General features: G+C 55.2%; 24 protein-coding genes and 2 pseudogenes. 12 read left to right on the forward strand and 14 right to left on the reverse strand.

Annotated elements, in window-relative coordinates; all coding sequences use genetic code 11:
* Positions 1-49: 49 nt before the first annotated feature.
* The gene (locus tag IPK17_RS32845) at positions 50-907 is read right to left on the reverse strand and encodes an NmrA family NAD(P)-binding protein (protein ID WP_343421948.1); all 858 of its coding nucleotides are present in this window, start codon (positions 905-907) and stop codon (positions 50-52) included.
* Positions 908-1,034: 127 nt separating this feature from the next.
* Here IPK17_RS32845 and IPK17_RS32850 point away from each other — a divergent pair, with 127 nt between their 5' ends.
* From IPK17_RS32850 to IPK17_RS32875, 6 genes are all read left to right on the forward strand, one after another.
* Positions 1,035-1,448 carry a winged helix-turn-helix transcriptional regulator gene (locus IPK17_RS32850; RefSeq protein ID WP_502749594.1) on the forward strand — a complete coding sequence of 138 codons (414 nt, stop codon included), beginning with the start codon at positions 1,035-1,037 and terminating at the stop codon, positions 1,446-1,448.
* An 808-nt stretch (positions 1,449-2,256) separates the two neighbouring features.
* A complete protein-coding gene (locus IPK17_RS32855; RefSeq protein ID WP_343421949.1) occupies positions 2,257-2,625 on the forward strand; it encodes a MerR family transcriptional regulator in 369 nt (122 codons plus the stop codon).
* The gene (locus tag IPK17_RS32860) at positions 2,609-2,797 is read left to right on the forward strand and encodes a hypothetical protein (protein ID WP_343421950.1); all 189 of its coding nucleotides are present in this window, start codon (positions 2,609-2,611) and stop codon (positions 2,795-2,797) included. Before IPK17_RS32855 ends, IPK17_RS32860 begins: the two co-directional genes overlap by 17 nt.
* A 61-nt stretch (positions 2,798-2,858) precedes the next feature.
* Positions 2,859-3,311, forward strand: a complete 453-nt coding sequence (locus IPK17_RS32865) for a DUF6022 family protein (RefSeq protein WP_343421951.1) — start codon at positions 2,859-2,861, stop codon at positions 3,309-3,311.
* Between the two features lie 97 nt (positions 3,312-3,408).
* On the forward strand, positions 3,409-3,741 hold the full coding sequence (locus tag IPK17_RS32870; protein WP_343421952.1) for a VOC family protein: 333 nt from the start codon (positions 3,409-3,411) through the stop codon (positions 3,739-3,741).
* Between the two features lie 57 nt (positions 3,742-3,798).
* Entirely contained in the window at positions 3,799-4,515 is a 717-nt protein-coding gene (locus tag IPK17_RS32875; protein ID WP_343421953.1) for a DUF8817 family protein, read from the forward strand.
* A gap of 61 nt (positions 4,516-4,576) precedes the next feature.
* Here the strand turns inward: IPK17_RS32875 and IPK17_RS32880 are convergent, their stop codons facing one another.
* From IPK17_RS32880 to IPK17_RS32900, 5 genes and pseudogenes are all read right to left on the reverse strand, one after another.
* Complete coding sequence (locus tag IPK17_RS32880) at positions 4,577-4,642, reverse strand: type II toxin-antitoxin system HicA family toxin (protein WP_350341676.1); 66 nt, start codon at positions 4,640-4,642, stop codon at positions 4,577-4,579.
* Between the two features lie 73 nt (positions 4,643-4,715).
* Positions 4,716-4,802: pseudogene (locus IPK17_RS32885) on the reverse strand (type II toxin-antitoxin system HicA family toxin); the annotation flags it as partial.
* Between the two features lie 76 nt (positions 4,803-4,878).
* Positions 4,879-5,085: a type II toxin-antitoxin system HicB family antitoxin gene (locus tag IPK17_RS32890; protein WP_343421954.1), complete on the reverse strand. Its 207-nt coding sequence runs from the start codon at positions 5,083-5,085 to the stop codon at positions 4,879-4,881.
* An 88-nt stretch (positions 5,086-5,173) separates the two neighbouring features.
* Positions 5,174-5,800 (reverse strand): tyrosine-type recombinase/integrase, encoded by a 627-nt coding sequence (locus IPK17_RS32895; protein ID WP_343421955.1) that lies wholly within the window; start codon positions 5,798-5,800, stop codon positions 5,174-5,176.
* A complete protein-coding gene (locus tag IPK17_RS32900) occupies positions 5,685-6,125 on the reverse strand; it encodes a site-specific integrase (protein WP_343421956.1) in 441 nt (146 codons plus the stop codon). Before IPK17_RS32900 ends, IPK17_RS32895 begins: the two co-directional genes overlap by 116 nt.
* A 408-nt stretch (positions 6,126-6,533) precedes the next feature.
* Between IPK17_RS32900 and IPK17_RS32905 the strand changes: the two genes are divergently transcribed.
* A complete protein-coding gene (locus IPK17_RS32905) occupies positions 6,534-6,914 on the forward strand; it encodes an FHA domain-containing protein (RefSeq protein ID WP_343421957.1) in 381 nt (126 codons plus the stop codon).
* 86 nt (positions 6,915-7,000) lie between these two features.
* Here the strand turns inward: IPK17_RS32905 and IPK17_RS32910 are convergent, their stop codons facing one another.
* The 5 genes from IPK17_RS32910 to IPK17_RS32930 all read right to left on the reverse strand — a co-directional run bounded on the left by IPK17_RS32910 (position 7,001) and on the right by IPK17_RS32930 (position 9,967).
* Positions 7,001-7,213: a LexA family protein gene (locus tag IPK17_RS32910; RefSeq protein WP_343421958.1), complete on the reverse strand. Its 213-nt coding sequence runs from the start codon at positions 7,211-7,213 to the stop codon at positions 7,001-7,003.
* Positions 7,214-7,352: 139 nt separating this feature from the next.
* Positions 7,353-7,865 carry an alpha/beta hydrolase gene (locus IPK17_RS32915; RefSeq protein WP_343421959.1) on the reverse strand — a complete coding sequence of 171 codons (513 nt, stop codon included), beginning with the start codon at positions 7,863-7,865 and terminating at the stop codon, positions 7,353-7,355.
* Between the two features lie 17 nt (positions 7,866-7,882).
* Positions 7,883-8,404, reverse strand: a complete 522-nt coding sequence (locus IPK17_RS32920; protein ID WP_343421960.1) for a hypothetical protein — start codon at positions 8,402-8,404, stop codon at positions 7,883-7,885.
* Positions 8,385-8,690, reverse strand: coding sequence for a hypothetical protein (locus tag IPK17_RS32925; protein ID WP_343421961.1), 306 nt, complete (start codon positions 8,688-8,690; stop codon positions 8,385-8,387). The genes IPK17_RS32920 and IPK17_RS32925 overlap by 20 nt, the downstream gene beginning before the upstream one ends.
* An 89-nt stretch (positions 8,691-8,779) precedes the next feature.
* Positions 8,780-9,967 (reverse strand): tetratricopeptide repeat protein, encoded by a 1,188-nt coding sequence (locus IPK17_RS32930; protein ID WP_343421962.1) that lies wholly within the window; start codon positions 9,965-9,967, stop codon positions 8,780-8,782.
* 435 nt (positions 9,968-10,402) lie between these two features.
* Between IPK17_RS32930 and IPK17_RS32935 the strand changes: the two genes are divergently transcribed.
* The 5 genes and pseudogenes from IPK17_RS32935 (at position 10,403) to IPK17_RS32955 (ending at position 14,945) form a co-directional block, all read left to right on the forward strand.
* Positions 10,403-10,744 (forward strand): YciI family protein, encoded by a 342-nt coding sequence (locus IPK17_RS32935; protein WP_343422593.1) that lies wholly within the window; start codon positions 10,403-10,405, stop codon positions 10,742-10,744.
* A gap of 52 nt (positions 10,745-10,796) precedes the next feature.
* Positions 10,797-12,039, forward strand: a pseudogene (locus tag IPK17_RS32940) (RNA polymerase sigma factor).
* Positions 12,040-12,573: 534 nt separating this feature from the next.
* Positions 12,574-12,849 carry a hypothetical protein gene (locus IPK17_RS32945; RefSeq protein ID WP_343421963.1) on the forward strand — a complete coding sequence of 92 codons (276 nt, stop codon included), beginning with the start codon at positions 12,574-12,576 and terminating at the stop codon, positions 12,847-12,849.
* On the forward strand, positions 12,840-14,333 hold the full coding sequence (locus tag IPK17_RS32950; protein ID WP_343421964.1) for an APC family permease: 1,494 nt from the start codon (positions 12,840-12,842) through the stop codon (positions 14,331-14,333). Before IPK17_RS32945 ends, IPK17_RS32950 begins: the two co-directional genes overlap by 10 nt.
* Positions 14,334-14,450: 117 nt before the next feature.
* Complete coding sequence (locus IPK17_RS32955; protein WP_343421965.1) at positions 14,451-14,945, forward strand: putative universal stress family protein; 495 nt, start codon at positions 14,451-14,453, stop codon at positions 14,943-14,945.
* Here IPK17_RS32955 and IPK17_RS32960 read toward each other — a convergent pair.
* The 3 genes from IPK17_RS32960 to IPK17_RS32970 are packed head-to-tail and all read right to left on the reverse strand — an operon-like array spanning position 14,902 to position 18,291.
* A complete protein-coding gene (locus IPK17_RS32960; RefSeq protein WP_343421966.1) occupies positions 14,902-15,621 on the reverse strand; it encodes a response regulator in 720 nt (239 codons plus the stop codon). The genes IPK17_RS32955 and IPK17_RS32960 overlap by 44 nt on opposite strands.
* Positions 15,605-16,414 carry an ATP-binding protein gene (locus IPK17_RS32965; RefSeq protein WP_343421967.1) on the reverse strand — a complete coding sequence of 270 codons (810 nt, stop codon included), beginning with the start codon at positions 16,412-16,414 and terminating at the stop codon, positions 15,605-15,607. The genes IPK17_RS32960 and IPK17_RS32965 overlap by 17 nt, the downstream gene beginning before the upstream one ends.
* Positions 16,360-18,291: a DUF4118 domain-containing protein gene (locus tag IPK17_RS32970; protein ID WP_343421968.1), complete on the reverse strand. Its 1,932-nt coding sequence runs from the start codon at positions 18,289-18,291 to the stop codon at positions 16,360-16,362. The genes IPK17_RS32965 and IPK17_RS32970 overlap by 55 nt, the downstream gene beginning before the upstream one ends.
* Positions 18,292-18,299: the final 8 nt, after the last annotated feature.

The following is an 18,299-nucleotide window of genomic DNA, read 5'->3' on the forward strand; positions in this document are numbered from 1 at the left end:
TTTGCGTGCGTGCTTCAACCATGAACATCGTGTTTAACCTTTCTCGCCGTCAGGCAGTAAATGCAGCGGCGTAGTCACGGGCGAAAACGGCGAAGGGCGTGGCGGGTTGTCCGGTGATCGCCTCGACATGCTGTGTGACGGATTCACGTTTGCCCGCGCGCATCAGCCCGTACAGCCCTATCACCGTCTCGACGACGGACGCGGGCAAGCCGATGCCAACCAATGACGCGCGTGCTGCTTCCTCGGGAATATTCACGTACTGAATTGCGCGTCCGGTCACATCGGACAGGATGCGGACGATGTCGTAATCCGACAGCGCGTCGGGTCCAGTCAGGTGATAGGCTTGTCCGGCGTGCGCGGCGGGATCGCTCAGGACGGCGGCGGCGGCGCGGGCGACATCGCGGGCGTCGATGTAACTGACGCGCGCGTCACCTAGCGGCTCGTACAACGCCGATTGAGATCGAATGGTTGCGCCGAAGGCGCTGACGAAATTTTGCATGAACGGGATTGGCTGAAGCAGGGTGTAGGCCATGCCGCTTTCAACGACTAATTCATCAGTGATCCGGTGCGGGTTGTAGATTTCATCCGGGTCACTATAGGCGGATAAGCGAATGATGTGGCTCACGCCCGCCATGCGCGCCGCCGCGATCGCCGTGCGTGCATAGTCGATCGCCTCGCCCGTGTTCGGGGTGAGAAGAAACAGGGTGCGTACCCCGCGCAATGCTGAGTCCATCATGGCAGGCTGTGCAAAGTCGAATGGGACGTACTGCGTTATGCCGTCGGGTGGCACATCCGGAATGGTGCGCACGCCCGCGCGGGCAGCGATACCATGTTGCTCAAGCTCGGCAATTAGCGCGCTCCCAATCGTACCAGTCGCGCCGGTGATCAGAATGTTGGGTTGGGACATCAGGCTGTCTCCGGGGTATCAAGAAACGATGTCACCATTGTAAAATGTCAGTGTCAGAAAGCGTGATACGCATTCATGTAATGCACATACATTTATGTGCCTAAGTTATGAAAAGGAACTGAACCTCATGCATCCGAACGAATTTGGTCTGCGCGGTGTGCTGGAACTAGTGGCGGATAAGTGGGCGATTCTGATCATCTATCACCTGCACGGTCGCACACTGCGCCACACACAGTTGAAGGTGCTGCTCGAGGGAGTTTCGACTCGGATGCTCACGCTCACCCTGCGCCGTCTGGAACAGAATGGGCTGGTAAAGCGTAAGGTCTACCCAGTCACGCCACCGCGTGTGAGTATTCACTCACAGCGCTGGGCGAAACGTTGGTCGAGCCGCTCAAACAGTTGTGCGCGTGGGCAGAGTCGCATGTGGATGATGTCAGCACCGCGCGGGTTGAATACAAAGCGCGGACAGAGTTACAGGCAGAAGAAGGTCTACTATAAGGAAAAAGAGTTTGGCCTACCTTGGTTCCCTGGATTGGCTTGATATATTCAACTGTTTATACAATGACTGACGCGCAGTTTGATCTGACGAGACGTCCGTCGCCAAAGTAGATCATCACGGTTGTGTTGCCTAATTAGCGCATCTGAATGACTATATAGGTGACATTCCTAAACTTGTCCTAAAATATCCCTTTTAATACGAGAAAAGAGCCTTTCTTGACTCACTTGCGGGAGAAAGCAGCGCAAAAGGTCGGTTAACGCTCAGGATTCTCGTATTAAAACCCCTCAGTCATGAACGAAAACTCCCAATAAACATAGTTTCTGGATTTACTAGGGAGGAATGGTGGGGGTGTTGGCCGCCGCTGTTGCGCTTGTAGTTCCGTTTGCTCATCTCTTGGGCTATATCTCATTGCTGGAAGTTGTAGCGCTTTGGATGATCGGAAGTGCCCATTTACCTTTTCCTGAGTCTTCCAGGTGGCTATGATAAGCAATTGAAAAAGCAGCAAAATAATGTGTAGCCTGGTATGCTATTGGAGGCTTTTTATTATGATTCGTGAACGCCGCAAGCTCAGGATTGCGGCTAAGAAAATCCCGTTTACTTCTGTGAACTGGCCTATCCCTTACTGAAAACTGTTTACTGTCGACTCAAGATGAAAACCAGCGACATCGCCAAAGCACTGGGCGTTCATGTGAATACCGTTCCCTCTACGAAGAAGCAGGCTTTTGCCGCCCATTCCACGCGGGGAGAATCGCTATCGCCAGTACAGCGAATTGCATCTGGAGTATGCTAGGCTCGTGCGCCTGACTTTGCATTGGCCGTATCTTGGCGATAAAGAGCCATATTTCAGCTTTTGCGGAATGCCGCTAACCAGAATTTCGGCACGGCGATTGAATTAGCCTTCCAATATCTGGCACTTATCCGCATGGAACGCACATCCACCGAAGCAGCAATTGAATTTCTGGAGCAGTGGGCGGCAGGAAATTTGCTGGATGCCTTTGAGGATACCGTCACGATTGGCGAAGCAGCAAAGCGCCTCAATGTCAGCGTGGATATGCTCCGCAACTGGGAGCGCAATGGCCTGATCACTGTTCCGCGTGAAGTACAGAGTGGTTATCGCCTCTATGGGATGCGCGAATTTGGGCCGGATCTGCGTGATTCGCAGCTTGCTACAGGCCGGCTACAGCCTCATGGCGATTTTGCGCATGCTGCAAGCTTATGAGGCAGGCCAAAGCGAAAAGCTCGGCGAAAAGCTTGAACTCCCGCTCGAAGAAAGCGCCAATGAATATATCGAAGTCATCGCTGATCACTGGCTCTCAAGCCTCCTCGAACTCGAATCCCGCGCCCAAGCCATCATCCAGCAACTCAGGAAATTGATTGAGCTATCGCGCTAAAACCCTCCATCTATCCTCCAAGCCTCTATCATGAAAATAGCCAAGTTGATCAGGAGGCCATATGGACGATATTCATAGCATCGGGCGCTACATTCAGGAGCACATCAACCAGCATTGGGAAAGCCGTTTTCAGCATTGCCAGAGCAAGATGGTAGAAATGTATCCGCATATTGGCGATAGTGTCTACGCGATTTATGGCAAGCAGCTTTTCCAGCAGGTTCATGAGCGCTTCAAAGAATTGGGATTGCAGGCGAGTCCACGCTTGCCCGGCAGCTTGATGAATTCGCGGGAATGGGGCGAAAATGAGAGCGAGAGGCAGCGCTGGATGTGGAGCAAAATCAGCCGCAGTGATGGCAGTGCTATCGGAACAGTCGTGATTGTCGTCTTCCATGACCATACACAGATACGAATCCCGCGTGCATTTCAGGTGATTGCCTTGAAAGTCAGCAGTCCTGCCGCCGTGATTAAGGCACTCTCGGAAATCTCGCCCAGGTCAAAAATGCGCCTGATATGAAGCAGGAAGTCGCCGAATATCTGGCAGCGAATCCCGACAAGAGCTAAAAGCCTTCACCTTTCCACCAGCCCCTTAAAATAAGGGAAAAGGAGGTGGTATGAAAATCAATCACATCAATCTCACTGTGACGGATGTCCTCGCAGCAGCGGAATTTCTCGAGAAATATTTCCGCATGACGAATCAGGGCGGCAACAAAGGCTTTACCGTGCTTTTCGATGACGATGGCCTTGTGCTCAGTCTGATGAAAGGTTCGGGCAGCTATCCCGAGACCTTTCACATTGGTTTTGGGCAGGAAAGCGAAGCAAAGGTTAATCAAATCTACGAAGTCCTGAAAGCCGATGGTTTCGATGTTGCCGCGCCCGAACACCATCATGCCTGGACGTTCTATGTCAAAGCTCCTGGCGGATTTACAGTCGAGGTCATGGCCTAAGTCTCCAACAGTACATCAGCCCTTTAGGATAAGGCTAAGAAGCAATTGGAGAACAAAATGAATCAAAAAGAATGGATGACTGTCCCCGTATTGTTCGCTGCTTCGCTGGATGAAACGCTCGATTTCTGGGAAGCGCTCGGCTACGAAAAAACCTATTATCAGAAAAGCCCCTATGGTTATGGAGTGATGAGTCGTGGCGAATACGGCCTGCATTTTATCCAGCAAAATGGGCTAAAGCCCGAAGAAAACCCCTGTAACTGTCTGGTGATGGTGACAGATGTCGAGGTTGTACACCAGAATTTTTCCAACGCCTTGAAGGGGAAATTGGGACGTGTTCCGAACAAGGGTTTACCACGTATCACGCGCATCAGACCAGGCCAAACGCGCTTCACCGTGACCGACCCTTCAGGCAATTGGGTGACATTCATCAAATTTGGGAATGAAGACGAAGAAATCACAGTCAACTCCGAGCAAAGGGGAGACCAAAGTCCAATGGAGTTTGCGATTTCACGGGCTACGCGCTTCCGCGAGTTCAAGCTTGATTTGTCTGGCGCGGCAAAAATTCTGGATGTCGCGCTAGAACGCCATTCAGACGAGGCAAAAATCCTCATTGCTCGTGCGCTTCTGCTGCGTGCGGAAATCGCACTGGACGTGGAAGAAACAGCAACCGCCAGCGCAAGCCTGCAAAAAACTGCGCGAACTCCCCCTCAGCGAAGAAGAACGCGCCAGTCTAAGCAGCGAAATCGAACGGCTTTCCGAAATAAAGAAGCGTGACTAGAGATTATTCGCCAACCGCAGACGACGGCGAGGTCGTCTGCAATGCATGTGGCGTAGTCTAATTGAGTAATTCGAGAAACTCATCGACGGTCAGATCGGCATCGCGGATAATTCTTCGTAACATGCCGATCTTCAATTCGCGGTGGTTGGGGACGGTGACACGAGCAGCCGGGTCTTCGCAGAATCAGTGTGATGTGGCTGCCGCTTTGCCGGTCAACCTTAAAGCCGATTCGCTGCAAGGCACGGAGACAGTCGCGCGCCGAAACGGGAGAAAGCTTACCCATGCTGTACCTGCCTCGACTGAAAGCAAAGCCGCTACCTAGATCATCCGTGAAATTGTGAACCGAGAACAGGCCGAGCCTAAATCGTTGCCAGCTGGATCGGCGCGTAATCCTCGGGCACTTCCTCACCGTGCGCAATCATGCTCTCGATATGGAGATCAATCGCCTCACGAATATTGGCGAGCGCTTCTGCCTCGGTCTCTCCTTGCGAATAGCAACCGGGCAAACTAGGGACTTCGACGACAAAACCGCCGTCTGGATCGGGGATGAGGATAACCTGACGCATGGGATACCTCCTGAACGTTTTGTCATTATACTGATGAACCTGTTCGGCGTCGATTGTACTGAAATGGGCGTCGAGCAGGAGTTATTTCTCAGCCATACCTCAGCTTCAATTCTTTGCGGGCTTTCCGCGCATCGACCGCTTGGGCATATTGGAGCGTGGTCTCGCCGCGACTGTGGCCAGCAATCGCTTGTACCGTTTGAATTGGCGTCCCAGTGGCCAGTGCCTCGGTAATCAGCGTTCGGCGCAGGTCATGCGGCTTGAATTCAATCCCTGTGAGCGCTTCCGTCGCCTTGACGATGCGGTAAATATCAGTCCCCGTGATGGGTTTGTCTTTGCCCAGATGGCCGCCGCGCTCGACGGGGCAAAAGACATAGTCCCGTCCAGATGGCAGCAGTGCGCGCCATGCGTGGAGGGCTTCCAGCGCATAATCGCTGGCGACCGGGACATCGCCCTGCTTGTCGCCTTTGCCGTGAGCGATATGGATGATGCCGTTCTCAAAATCGATATCCTGCCAGCGCAGGGATGCCGCTTCGGCGCGGCGAATGCCGGTCAGAGCGAGCAAGCTGATGAGGGCACGATTGCGGCGTTCCGGGGCCGTATCACCGTCCCATGCTCGCAGTACCTTGTCGGCTTGGGCGGGCGTCAGCGCTCGGCGCGCCCGCGTCTTGTCGCTGACGCCTTCCGTGGGTGGTCGGACGAATCCGTAACGCCTCATAAAAGCGGCGAGTGTCGTCCGTCGGATTCAGAACATAGGCCATCTGCGCCAACTTCCGGAGTGCCGACAGCTGCCGCTTGCGCGTCGCCGCTGTGGTATCACCTTCGCTGATGAATTCCAGTACCACCGCCGGGCGCAGGTCGAGCGGGTCGAGGCCGTTCAGGTCGCACCACGCGCACCACGCCTTCAGCGTCTGCCCATAGACCCGCGCGCTGGTCTTGGCGACACTCCAGAGTGTCATTTCCGCCAACTCGGCAAACTTCATCGCGGCGGTGGTATCCACAGTCTGAAGCGCATTGGGCTGTTCTTGAGGTGGTTGAATCATGGTGGTCATGTCCTGAAAAACGGTTCAAATCGTCGACTTGCTACCTCCCATTCTACCACAAATTACGTACGAAAAGGCGGATTTACGTACGTAATTCGAGAGAAAAAAACGGCCACTTCTAATGGCGATTCCGCTGCGCAATCGCTAGAGATTTTACATATTTTATTTCAATTCTCGGATATAGTACTGAACAGACATGGTTGCCTCTTTCCACAAACCGGTACAGTGTAACTTCTGGGATGGAAACCGTATGAACGCTTGTCCTTTATGTGGGGCTGACCTTCAACCGAACCGGCTCACTTGTCTGAACTGCGACAAACCAACCGGTACGCTTCCCAAGCTACGGATTCTGGGAGAGGCGGATACCGAGGGCGATACGCAACCGAGTGCCGCTATCGACACTAAAGCTTGCTGATCTTCGAAATTGACGTACAACCCCGCTCCATAGTGACTTTTCCCCTTGCGACGCGATTGGTGGTCGGTCGTTCCGATGAAGAGCATTCAGTCCATGTGCCGATTGATCTGACCCGTTATGGAGCGTTGCAGCACGGTGTCTCACGTCGGCATGCCTGCTTCTTGTGGCATGAGCGAACGCTGCTGCTGACCGATTTGAGCAGCACCAATGGGACATACTTGAACTTGGCTCGACTGCGCCCCGGATTCCAATATGTCGTCGAACGCGGTGACGAAGTTCGTTTTGCTCACTTAATGGTGCGCGTTTATTACCAAGAGGAGGGGGTAGAACAATCTCCGCCTGATTCTTTCAAAACCACCTACCTCGGACGATGACCACCCGAGAAGTCTCGATCATCGGTGTTGGTGGTTGGTTCCTCCGATGACCATGTGGAAACCGTTTCCGAGCCGAGATGCCACCGTCAATCTGACTTGATCTTCAGCAGGGTAATGCCACGGCGCGTATTGTCAGCCCGCCGGATCAACCCGCGAGCCTCAAGATACGAGAGGTGCGCCCCCACTGTACCGGGACGAATGCCGCACGCTTCCGCGATCTGCGCGTAGCTCGGTGCTTTCCCATGTTTCCCGACATAATCCCGAATAAAGCAGTAGACCTTCTCTGTCGTTTCGCCCACTATACACACCCTCTGCAAACGCACTAACCCCTGCTGAGGATGGTACACTTGTTCTATGATTATGCGCCAGTGATAGGATAGAGGAACATGACAAAAACTATCGTGAGCATAGGATGAGGCACTGCCTCATCCTGCTTGTTTAGTTCGGGGTGTAACAAATGATATTCAGCTCAGGATAGTCGAGTGACGCTTCCCCTAGCAGTCCCAGAGGCTCGCTGCGCAGGTAAGTATCGAAGAACGCCCGTGCGTAGGTGCGCACGATTTCGATATCTCGTGGTCGAAGGGACGCCATCAACATAAGGCTATGGGCTGATCCCTCTTCATCTGTGCCCGAGGGCAGTCCGGGAAGATCCCAGGCCGGGAAATCGAAGAACGTCAAATCATTGGACGTAGGGTAAACACTGTGGTACGGTCCCAGCGGCAGCTCTGCACCTTGGGGCCAGTGAAATTCTAGGTATGCCTGCTCGAATTGGGGTACGGGTATACCGTTCGTCCCCATACCGATCACCGCGTCAATGCGCGGATCTTCGGTTGCGGCCAGCAAAACGCCCGGGACGTCGAAATAGCCACCGATGATGCCCACATGTTCCAGATCAAGCTGCTCTTCCAGCAAACCATCCGCAGCATTTTCATGCTCCAACTGATCCAGCACAAAGCGGATATCCTGGGCTAAATAATTAACGATGATTTCTTCAGTTCCACGCCAGAATCGGAACTCGCCCCCCATAAAGTTCCATCGCCGTAAACGATGGGGTAAGTGTGATAAATTCCAACAACGATATAGCCCTGACTCGTCAATTCTTCTGCCAGCATCGTGAGCGTTTCCGGGGAAAAGGCGTCGTGAGGAGGATAACGGGATAGCGTTCGAGCTTGATCGCTGACGGGGACGTCAATCCGTGCATGAGAAGCCATTGCGACGAACTGTCGGTCGTTGCGATCAGAGGTGTCAAAGCCCCACAGAGGAATCACACGTTCTGCCGCTGGGCCGACGAAATCAGGCATATAGGGTGCAAGCGGGGCATCTGGAGCTTCGATGGAGGGATACCATACACGAGCCACGAGGTGGCGGTGATGCAGAGGATCGTTCACCACCGAGGCGTCAACATTGATGAGCTCAGCGGCAACGACCCACCCCGAATACTCATCAAACGTGATATTGGCCCAACGCCCATCAAGGACTGTGATTTCCACAAGTTGACCTGTTTCCGCCGTTGTCACCGCCGCCGAACGCCGCGTTGGTTCGGCTTTTAGTAACGTATCGGTCACGGTGAGCGCCATACCCTGGCTGGAGATCGCTTTCTTGCGTGAACGTCTCGAAGTCGAAGCGGTTTTCGTCTATCCAGTAGCGCGATGTCAAGCCGATAGGAAAAACTCCGGTAGGATCGAGCAGGATAACCTGCTGCGCTGTCAGCGGTGTCTGTGCTGGCAAGAGCAGCAGCAAGCTGAAGAGGAGGAGTAACCCGATACGCTGTTTCATGATGCATGCTCCCAATTATTCAACTTTGTTGCAGACATGATGGGCCACTTTTTGATAGGCGGGTTTAACAGCTAACTCCGTCTGTTTCTTTATTCAACTTCGAACGCGCTGAGATCAATTAAGCTGTCCGGCAGGCGGATAGGTGCGGGCGCACTATCGACTGTCCGCAAATGGGCGAAGATGGCTTGGATCACCGGGAAATAATCATCCCAGCGTTCAGGTTCACGCGTAAAAGCGGTGGCGAGGTGAAACCAGCCAAAATTCAGGGACTCGGCGAAACCCACCACCAGATAGTAATGCTGATCATCTTCAACCATATCGACGAGCAAATAGCCAGAATGAGCATCAATGATCGCATGGTCAATCACAACATAGTTAGATTCAGCCGAATAAGCTTCGATCAATTCAGCGGCAGCTTCGGCGCTGGTACGATCATCCCCCTCGTAGCCAAATGAGCTGAAGCGCAGCAGTACCTCATAGCCTTCGTAATCGGTTGACGGCGGATAAAGTAAATAGCCGCTGCTGATCCGATCAACGGCTTGCCAGCCCAAGGGAACCGATACATACGCGCTCACTGGGAAGTACACGAGACTCCATCCGTGATCGAGGTAAAACACAGAGTTGACATCTTCGAACCAGTCCAAGCTGCTGCTTTCGTCGTAAAGTTCGGCAGGCGGCAAGTTTGGTGGGACAATTTCTGCCCACAATTCATTCAACCGCCCTAAATTGTTCAAAATCAGTTGATGCCAACCATGCGCTAGACCGGATTCCGGATTTATTTCAAGAGCATGCTCCAGATCCGCAAGCGCGAGTTCATATTCGCCCAGCTGCGAATACTGCTGTGCGTGCCCGATCAGCGCGTCTACATCATCAGGGTTCATCGCCAGTATCTCGCTATACTGATCGAGCTGTGGTTGTACTTCTGACCACAGCGTTTTCATTGGAACACACGTGAGATCTGGCGCGAAATAGTAGCGGTTGTCATAACGAACAATTGTCCAAATCGTATTTTCCAGTTCGGCTGAACCAAGACGATACATAGGGACACGACTACCGAGATGAGTATTGTTTGGGCAGGTGTGATGTGGACAACGATACAGTGTCACCATCTCATCACTTACACAAAATGTGCCGGGGGAAGTTTGGGCGAACACTGGAGAACACACAAGCACAATCACTGTACAGAGCAGCAATCGAAGGGCAAAACGTGGGATCTGTCTGGTAGCAACTGCTCCCCGTTGACCTTTGCTATCCGTAATCGTCAGTGGATTAATCATGACCATGCTCCTTGGCTAAAGCAGGCGGAATGATCCTTTCTTCTACGTTAGTGGATGCTCTGTCCTGTTGTCATGTGGATAATGTCCCGACTTTAACCGGAAACTTGGGACGCGTTTCAAACTTCAATACGCATACGTGTTATGCTATGCCCTATGCGCCGCTAATAGTAATCGGTAGTGTCTATGCCCGCCTCTTTGCTCCCACACTCATCATGCTGATCTGTTTGTTCAACGAATGCTGAAACACAACAACCTATCGATATTGTAGATTTCCGGCAGCATCAGTTCGAATATAAAAATGAGAGAAGGATTAACATGAGAACAAAGATGTCATTTTGATGGACTCTCATTCGACGTATTGATAGAAATGCGAAAAAGTGCGTTTCAGCCTAATCATTCACACAAACCAGGTCAGGAGAACTTCCCGTGAAATACATGATGCTTAAATATCGTGACGAAGCCGCCGCCGCCAACATGACGAAGGAAGAACAGATGCAGGAGATACAGGACTACAACGCCTTTTTTGAATATGCTCGCCAGCGCGCCACCATCGTTTCAGGCGAAGCCGTCCACCCCACCTCTGCTGCCACCACCATCCGCGTCCGCGATGGCAAAACGCTCACCACCGATGGCCCGTTTGTCGAAACCCGCGAAGGTCTGGCTGGCTTCTACGTCATCGACTGCAAAGACCTTGATGAAGCCATCGACATCGCCTCGAAAATCCCCGTTGCGCGAGAGGGCAGCGTTGAAATCCGCCCAGTGGTTACGTTTGAATAAACGTGCATGTAGGGGCGGATTTCAAATCCGCCCGTCTGATGACGGATAGAGGATGACCACAGGACAGATTGCGGCACAAATCGAGACCACCTTCCGGCAGGAGCATGGCAAAATCCTCGCCGTGCTGATCGCCACGCTAGGTGATTTCGAGCTGGCAGAAGATGCTTTGCAGGATGCGCTGATCGCGGCATTAGAACAGTGGAAGCAGGACGGCGTCCCCCGTAATCCCGGTGCATGGATCACCACGATTGCGAAACGTAAAGCGATTGACCGCATCCGCCGCGACTCGAACTTCACCCGCAAACAGCAGGTCATCCTCGACTCCCTTCAAGGGGATGAAGACGATGAGGAAGAAGAAATGAAGACTATCCCGGATGAACGCCTGAAGCTAATGTTCACCTGCTGCCATCCCTCGCTCAATCTGGATGCACAGGTCGCACTCACCCTGCGTACGTTAGGCGGCTTATCCACGCACGAAATCGCCCGCGCTTTTCTCGTCCCGCCGACGACGATGACACAGCGTCTGGCGCGAGCACGCACCAAAATTCGGGACGCAGGTATCCCCTACCGTGTACCCCCCTCCGAACTGCTCCCGCAGCGGTTGGACGCACTGCTGACCGTGATCTATCTGATCTTCAATGAGGGCTATGTCGCCACCAGCGGCGATACCCTGATTCGACACGAACTTTGCAGCGAAGCGATTCGCTTATGCCGTATTCTGGTGGAACTGCTGCCCGATAAGCCGATCAGTGCGGAAGCACGGGGCTTGTTGGCACTGATGCTCTTGCATGACTCCGGCGAGATGCCCGTGTCAACGGCAACGGTGAACTGGTCGTGCTGGAAGATCAGGATCGCGCAAAGTGGAATCACGACCGCATAAACGAAGGGACAGCGATCCTCGATAACGCCCTGCGGCTGCTCAATCCCGGTCCTTATCAGGTACAGGCAGCGATTAGTGCCGTACACGCACAGGCAGAAACCGCCCAAAAGACTGACTGGGCGCAAATCGTAGAACTCTACCAGACGCTGTTCCAGATGACCGCTTCGCCAGTCGTAGAAGTCAACGGGGCAGTGGCGATGGCGATGTCGGGAAACCCACAGGCAGGGCTGCAGATTCTGCACCGCCTGAAGCTGGAAATGGAAGAATTTTTCCGTTTCATGTCGCCTACGCCGACCTCTTACGCCGCACAAATCAGCGTGAAGCCGCCGCAGGTGCCTATAAACGGGCGCTGGAATTGTGCCAGAATAATCTGGAACACGCCTATCTGCGGCGCAAGCTGGATGAACTGGCATAAAGATCGTAGTGATCTGCTCCCTATAACTAGTCCACAGAGAGTGAGAGTCAAATTTGTTCTGCAAAGGCAGCCGTAACAAGGTAGCCGAGGCTGCTATGCGGACACCCTCTAATTCGATGTTGGTATCCGGACACAGTTTTATAGAGTTTTCTGAATCTGCGAAGGGCTATTCCATACACTTCGGCTAAAACGAAAATCAAGCAACAGTTTCGTTTCAAACCGATTCTTACCTGCTACATAAGTCCGAGAAAAGGCACTTATTGTAGTGGGTATGGATAAGGCGGCTTAACGACCTGCTTGGACACTCTTACAGTCTGCAATTACGCAGACTATTTTGTTTCTCAGCCAAACCTTGATCCCACTCCGTGGCCTACCGTTCGAAGGAGCACACAGCGTGCACACGAGGCAGCGTCTTTATGAAAACTTGACACGGCCTTGACGAAATCTTTCCGGCGGTTGGCGTATCCCTAATGCCCATTTGACGGCTGACCGCCGTACACTTGCCCTCGTACTGCATGAGGAGCAAGTTCTGCTATGACTATTCGTGATCTCCGTGAGCAATTTGCCTCCACGCTGATTGGTAAACGCCTGCAATCCGCCGAAATCGCGCATCAGACCGCGCCCAACTTCATCGCGCTCGCCGTGCTGGCGAGCGATGCTATGTCGTCGGTGGCTTATGCCACTGAGGAAATCTTGATCATTTTGAGCACGGCAGCACTGACCGGGTTCACGTCAATCTGCGCGGGGTTAAGGAAAGCGCGCGGGTATTTTCCATCCCGACGTATTTCTTCCTCGGCACGATGGGGCTGACGCTCATTGTCGGGTTTGTGCGCCTGCTGACGGGGTCGCTCGGCACCGTGACCGGGGTCGAAGCCATCCATGAAGCAGTCGAGCCGGTGACTCTGCTGCTCCTTTTGCGCGCGTTCTCGTCCGGTTGCACAGCGCTCACCGGGATCGAAGCGATTTCCAATGATACGCAGTTGTTCAAGCAGCCGCGCGCGAAAAATGCGGCCAATACGCTCGTGGTCATGGCGGTCATTCTGATCACGTTCTTCCTCGGCATTACGGTGCTGGCGAACGCCGTTCAGGCCGTCCCATCGCACGAAGAAACGGTGATCAGTCAATTGGCGCGCACGGTCTACGGCAGTGACGGGATCGGTTATCTGGGCTACGTGCTGACGATCATTGGGGCGTTCGCGGTGCTCTTCATGGCGGCGAACACGCCCTTTGCCGACTTCCCGCAGTTGGCGGCGCTGCACAGCTCGGATGGCTTTCTGCCGCGTCAGCTCACTTATCGCGGGCGGCGTCTGGTGTTCACGTGGGGCGTGCTGACACTCTCGATCAGCGCGATGGTGTTGGTCATCATCACGGGCGCGGTGGTCACCAACTTGATCCCGCTCTATGCGATTGGCGTGTTCCTTGGTTTCACGATTAGTCAGGCGGGTATGACGCGCCGCTTCTGGCGGGCGGGGCAGTTGAAGCCGGGTGAGTTCACCTATGGGCTGGAAACGAAGATTACCTATGACCCACGCTGGCTGATCAAGATCGCGATCTCCGGGTTGGGCGCGGTAGTGACCTTCATGGTGATGATCGTCTTCATCATCACCAAGTTCTCTCATGGTGCTTGGTTCATCGTGCTGCTCATCCCAACGCTGGTGTGGGTGTTCTTCCGTATTCACCGGCATTACAAAGAGACGGCCGCGCGATTGAAGCTGGATGAAACCCCGGTCTTTGCCCAGAAAGCCATCGTGTTTGACCCCACCATCCACAGCGAAATGGCGGTGTACTTCTGCGATACGTGGTCTAAACTGGCGGTGAGCGTGGTGGGGGCGATCATCAAGCGAGGCATCCCGGTCAAGATCATTCATATTGGCGTGGACGCCAAGCGGGCAGCGGCGTTCCAGAAGCGGTCGCAGGAAATCGCCGAACTTAACGGGTGGGATCGGAGCGTGATGGAGGTCATTGACGACCCCTACCGCGACTTGTACAGCATGGTCACCACCATTCTCAAAGACTTGATGACGCAGTATCCCGATGTTCACCTCCTGATCTATATCGGCGCGCTGCGTACGCACTTCCCGTACAACCTGCTGCACATGTCGACCGATCGGTTCCTGCGCGACGCCCTGATGGAAGCGGGTGACGACATCGCCCTCACGGTCAAGCAGGTGCATTTGGATGCGCTGCCTCTGCCGGAAGGCTTCAAGGTGACGTTCGAACATGCGACGGATCACCACATCGACGAACAGGCGGAAACCGCGTCACACGCCGCCACGCCGAATTCAGCCACCTAGTTCCGCTCGGCATTCCCGTCTTTACGGTTTTTTTGCGGGAATGCCGAGCTTCCTGTCCGCTCTTTGACCCAACCTCAACCTACAATGACCCTAGCTGTGGTTAATACAGGTTCACCCATGAAAACCATCCTAGTTCAATTTGCCGAAGCTCGTTGGACAAGCGAGGCCATCACCCAAGCGTGCATCGTCGCGCGCAACAGCCAGGCGCGCGTCATCGTGCTGCGCTTGATCCCCGTGCCCCACCCCGGTTATCTGGGTACGGATATCGGATATCTGCCAACCACCCCGCGCGAATACCGCCGCCTCGACGAATACCGCGCAACGGCTGAAGATTACGGCGTCAACCTGACCATTGAAGCGATGCATTTCATCTCGTCATTTGACGCACTCCTGCAAGCCGTGGAGCATTTTGGAGCGGAGATTGTATTCGCCCATTTCCCCCGAAGCTGGATCCCTTACTGGCAGCGTTTCCAAGTGTGGCGCGCTGGTCAGTTCCTCGGCAGCAAACTCGTCACGTTGGATCAACCGATGCCTGTGCCGAAAGAGGGGCCGCTGACGATTGAAATGATCACTCATCCACCTTTAGCCGGTAGCCTACCCCCGGTTCGGTGATGAGCCAACGCGGCTGCGCGGGGTCAGCTTCGAGCTTGTGCCGGAGCTGACCCATGTAAATGCGCAGGTAGTGGGTTTCTTTTTCATAAGTTGGCCCCCAGATCTCTTTGAGCAGCTGCTTTTGTGTCACGACTTTGCCCGCATAGCGGACGAGGATCGTCAGCAGTTTGTACTCGATGGGCGTGAGGTGCACCTCGGCTTCAGCCACGTATACCTGCCGGTGTTCGAGATCAATCCGCACGTTGGCAAAACTGAACACGGGCGTTTCCACATACAGTGTTTGCTGGCGGTGCCGCAGACTCACGCGCAAGCGCGCGAGCAGTTCCTCGGTGCCGAAGGGCTTGGTCAGGTAATCATCTGCGCCGCGATCCAGCGCCTGCACTTTGTCGCCTTCCTTGTCGCGCGCGGACAGGACGATAATCGGCGTGGACGTCCACTGGCGCAGTTGTTCAGTGACATCGAGACCATCCACATCCGGTAACCCGAGATCGAGAATGATCAGGTCGGGATGTTGGGTGCTGACCAGCCGCATCCCCTCTTGCCCGGATGTCGCTTCGAGCAGGCGATAGCCGCTGTTCGTCAGCGTCGTCCGCAGGAAGCGGCGAATTTGCGTATCATCTTCGATCAGCAGAATCAGCGCGCCCGGCAGCGCGTCCGGGCTAGACATTGGTGTCATATTCTTCCTCAAGGACGGGCGGTTGCTCTCCGGTGAGCGGCAGCGTGAACCGGAAGACGGCGCCGCCATCCGGGCGGGTTTCCGCCCAAATCCGCCCACCATGCGCCTGAATGATCCCCGGCAGATGGCCAGACCGAGTCCCACGCCTTTCGCTTGCTGCGGGGTGTGAGCGGTAAAACTTGTCGAAGATGCGGTCTTCGTCACCGGGTTGAAGGCCCGGGCCGCGATCCGCGATTTCGACGAGTACTTCTTTGTCAGCGGCGTGGACGGCAATGGTGATCGGTGTGCCACTGGCGGTGTATTTTAAAGCATTTTCCAATAGATTAATTAACACTTGCTCGATGAGGCTTTCGTCAAATTGGACGAGTGGGAAATTCGGCGGGATAGTGACGTGCATGGGATGGGGCGCGGTCTCGCTGTGGACGCGATTCAGCGCGGTGCCGATGACCTCTTCGATCAACTGCCACTCTTTATGCACATGGATGCTGCCCGATTCCAGCCGCGTCATGTCCAATAAGTTGCCGACAAAGCGATTCAACCGCTCGGATTCCTCAAACGCGACGTGCGCCAATTCGCGGCGATCGGCGGCGGTGAGCGTCGCTTCACGCTGGATCAGACTCGAGGTCGCGCCCGTAATCACGGCCAGCGGCGTCCGCAGGTCATGCGACACGGAACTGAGCAGCGTATTGCGCGTCCTTTCGGTCTCCAGCTTGATCTGCGCGTGCGCCGCATCCTGCGCTAGGCGTGCGCGTTCGAGGGCCAGCGCCGTTTGGTTGGCAAATGTTTCGAGCAAATGGAGTTGTTCACTGGCCGTGAAGCGTTTCGCGTCAAGGGGAAAACCGCCAACACGCCGACCACACCGTGCGCGGCGGTCAGCGGCAGGTATAGACCTTTTGAACCCGGTAGGGTATCGGTATTCAGCCCGGCTAAGCGCTGATGGTCGTAAACCCAGCGCGCGACCGCGGTCTCGGGCTGAACCGACGTTTCGTCATGGGGTGAACTCGCTGTGAGATCCCCGTGGGCGTCCGGGAGCAGCACGCTGACGCGGCTGGCGAAGACCTCGGTGATGTGTTTGGTCGCCAGGCGGATCAGCGTGTCGCTGTCCCGGGTATTGGCGAGGTCGCGGCTGAGTGCGTACAGGCTGGCGGTGCGCTGTTCACGTTCGCGCGCCTGTTCGGCCTGCTGCTTGATCTGCACGGTGAGTGTACTGATCGTCAGCCCAACGATCAGCATGGTGACAAACGTAAAAATGTACTGGGTATCGGTGACGGCGAACGTCAGATGCGGCTGCACGAAGAAGAAGTCGAAAGTGGCGACGCTCAAAAACGAAGCGAGCACTGACGGCCCGCGACCATAGCGTGAGGCGACGATGACCACACCCACCAGATAGATCATGACGAGATTCGCCGGGACAAACAGCGGGTAGACCAGCGCGGCCAGCAGCGTACAGATCAGCACGATGGCCAATGCTTGCGCGTAAGCGCCCCAACTGCTCGTCCGGCGCGGCATTTGCGCTAACAGCGGGCGCGATTGTTCCGGTTCGCCGGTGATGACATACACATCGATGTCCCCGCTGCGCCGCATCAAATCGTCGAGCATCGAGCCGAACAGCAGGTCGCGCCAGCGCGGATGCGTCGGTTTGCCGACGATCACCCGGCTGATGTTGTGTTCACGGGCGTAATGCAGCACTTCGTCGCCGACCTGCGCGCCGTGCAGCGTGACGGTCTGCGCGCCAAGCTGCTCCGCGAGGCGGAGTGTCTCGGTGATGCGCAAACGATCTGCAGGCTTCAGCGGGCGCGGCGTCTCGACATACACGGCGATCCAATCGGCGTGCAGGCTGGAAGCTATGCGCTTGGTGGCGCGCACCAAGCGCGGCGCGAGCGGACTCGGGCTGACGCACACGAGCAGTGTCTCGCCCGCGGGCCATGTCTGCTGAATAGCATGATCGCGGCGGTATTCTTTCATCTGCTCATCGACGCGGGCGGCGGTGTTGCGCAGGGCCAGTTCGCGCAAAGCCAGCAGATTCCCGGTGCGGAAGAAGCTGCGCAGCGCATTCTCGATCTGCTGTGGCTGGTAAATTTTGCCGTCTTTGAGGCGCTTGATCAGGTCTTCGGGCGCGAGGTCGATCAATTCGACCTCGTCCGCCGACTCAATGATCGAATCCGGCACGGTTTCCTGCACCGTCACCCCGGTGATCTGGGCGACGACATCGCGCAGGCTTTCGATGTGCTGCACATTGACGGTCGTATACACGTCGATGCCCGCCGCCAGTAGTTCTTCGACATCCTGCCAGCGCTTTGGGTGGCGTGAACCCGGCGCATTGGTGTGCGCCAGTTCATCGACGAGGATGAGCGCGGGGTGGCGGGCTAGGGCTGCGTCGAGGTCGAACTCGCGGAGCTGTGTGCCTTTGTAATCGATCATGCGCGGGGGGACGGCTTCCAGCCCGTCGAGCTGAGCCAGCGTTTCCGGGCGGGGGTGCGGTTCAACGTAGCCGACCACCACGTCGATCCCGTCGGCGCGACGCAGATGGGCGGCATCAAGCATGCTGTAGGTCTTGCCAACACCCGCCGCCGCCCCGAAGAAGATCTTCAGCCGACCGCGTCGCCGTTTCTCCTCTGCCGCCTGGATCTGCTGGAGAAGCTCATCAGGGTTGGGTCGATAATCGTCCATGTCTGCCC

The organism is Candidatus Flexifilum breve, from assembly GCF_016713355.1.

Excerpts from the sequence above, each read along its gene's own strand:
- IPK17_RS32845 (WP_343421948.1), bottom strand. The coding sequence starts at position 907 with ATGTCCCAACCCAACATTCTGATCACCGGCGCGACTGGTACGATTGGG.
- IPK17_RS32970 (WP_343421968.1), bottom strand. The coding sequence starts at position 18,291 with ATGGACGATTATCGACCCAACCCTGATGAGCTTCTCCAGCAGATCCAG.
- IPK17_RS32870 (WP_343421952.1), top strand. The coding sequence starts at position 3,409 with ATGAAAATCAATCACATCAATCTCACTGTGACGGATGTCCTCGCAGCA.
- IPK17_RS32935 (WP_343422593.1), top strand. The coding sequence starts at position 10,403 with ATGATGCTTAAATATCGTGACGAAGCCGCCGCCGCCAACATGACGAAG.
- IPK17_RS32875 (WP_343421953.1), top strand. The coding sequence starts at position 3,799 with ATGAATCAAAAAGAATGGATGACTGTCCCCGTATTGTTCGCTGCTTCG.
- IPK17_RS32960 (WP_343421966.1), bottom strand. The coding sequence starts at position 15,621 with ATGACACCAATGTCTAGCCCGGACGCGCTGCCGGGCGCGCTGATTCTG.
- IPK17_RS32950 (WP_343421964.1), top strand. The coding sequence starts at position 12,840 with ATGGGGCTGACGCTCATTGTCGGGTTTGTGCGCCTGCTGACGGGGTCG.
- IPK17_RS32925 (WP_343421961.1), bottom strand. The coding sequence starts at position 8,690 with ATGAAACAGCGTATCGGGTTACTCCTCCTCTTCAGCTTGCTGCTGCTC.
- IPK17_RS32860 (WP_343421950.1), top strand. The coding sequence starts at position 2,609 with ATGCTGCAAGCTTATGAGGCAGGCCAAAGCGAAAAGCTCGGCGAAAAG.
- IPK17_RS32850 (WP_502749594.1), top strand. The coding sequence starts at position 1,035 with ATGCATCCGAACGAATTTGGTCTGCGCGGTGTGCTGGAACTAGTGGCG.
- IPK17_RS32900 (WP_343421956.1), bottom strand. The coding sequence starts at position 6,125 with ATGATTCAACCACCTCAAGAACAGCCCAATGCGCTTCAGACTGTGGAT.
- IPK17_RS32945 (WP_343421963.1), top strand. The coding sequence starts at position 12,574 with ATGACTATTCGTGATCTCCGTGAGCAATTTGCCTCCACGCTGATTGGT.
- IPK17_RS32895 (WP_343421955.1), bottom strand. The coding sequence starts at position 5,800 with ATGAGGCGTTACGGATTCGTCCGACCACCCACGGAAGGCGTCAGCGAC.
- IPK17_RS32865 (WP_343421951.1), top strand. The coding sequence starts at position 2,859 with ATGGACGATATTCATAGCATCGGGCGCTACATTCAGGAGCACATCAAC.
- IPK17_RS32955 (WP_343421965.1), top strand. The coding sequence starts at position 14,451 with ATGAAAACCATCCTAGTTCAATTTGCCGAAGCTCGTTGGACAAGCGAG.
- IPK17_RS32890 (WP_343421954.1), bottom strand. The coding sequence starts at position 5,085 with ATGCGTCAGGTTATCCTCATCCCCGATCCAGACGGCGGTTTTGTCGTC.
- IPK17_RS32930 (WP_343421962.1), bottom strand. The coding sequence starts at position 9,967 with ATGATTAATCCACTGACGATTACGGATAGCAAAGGTCAACGGGGAGCA.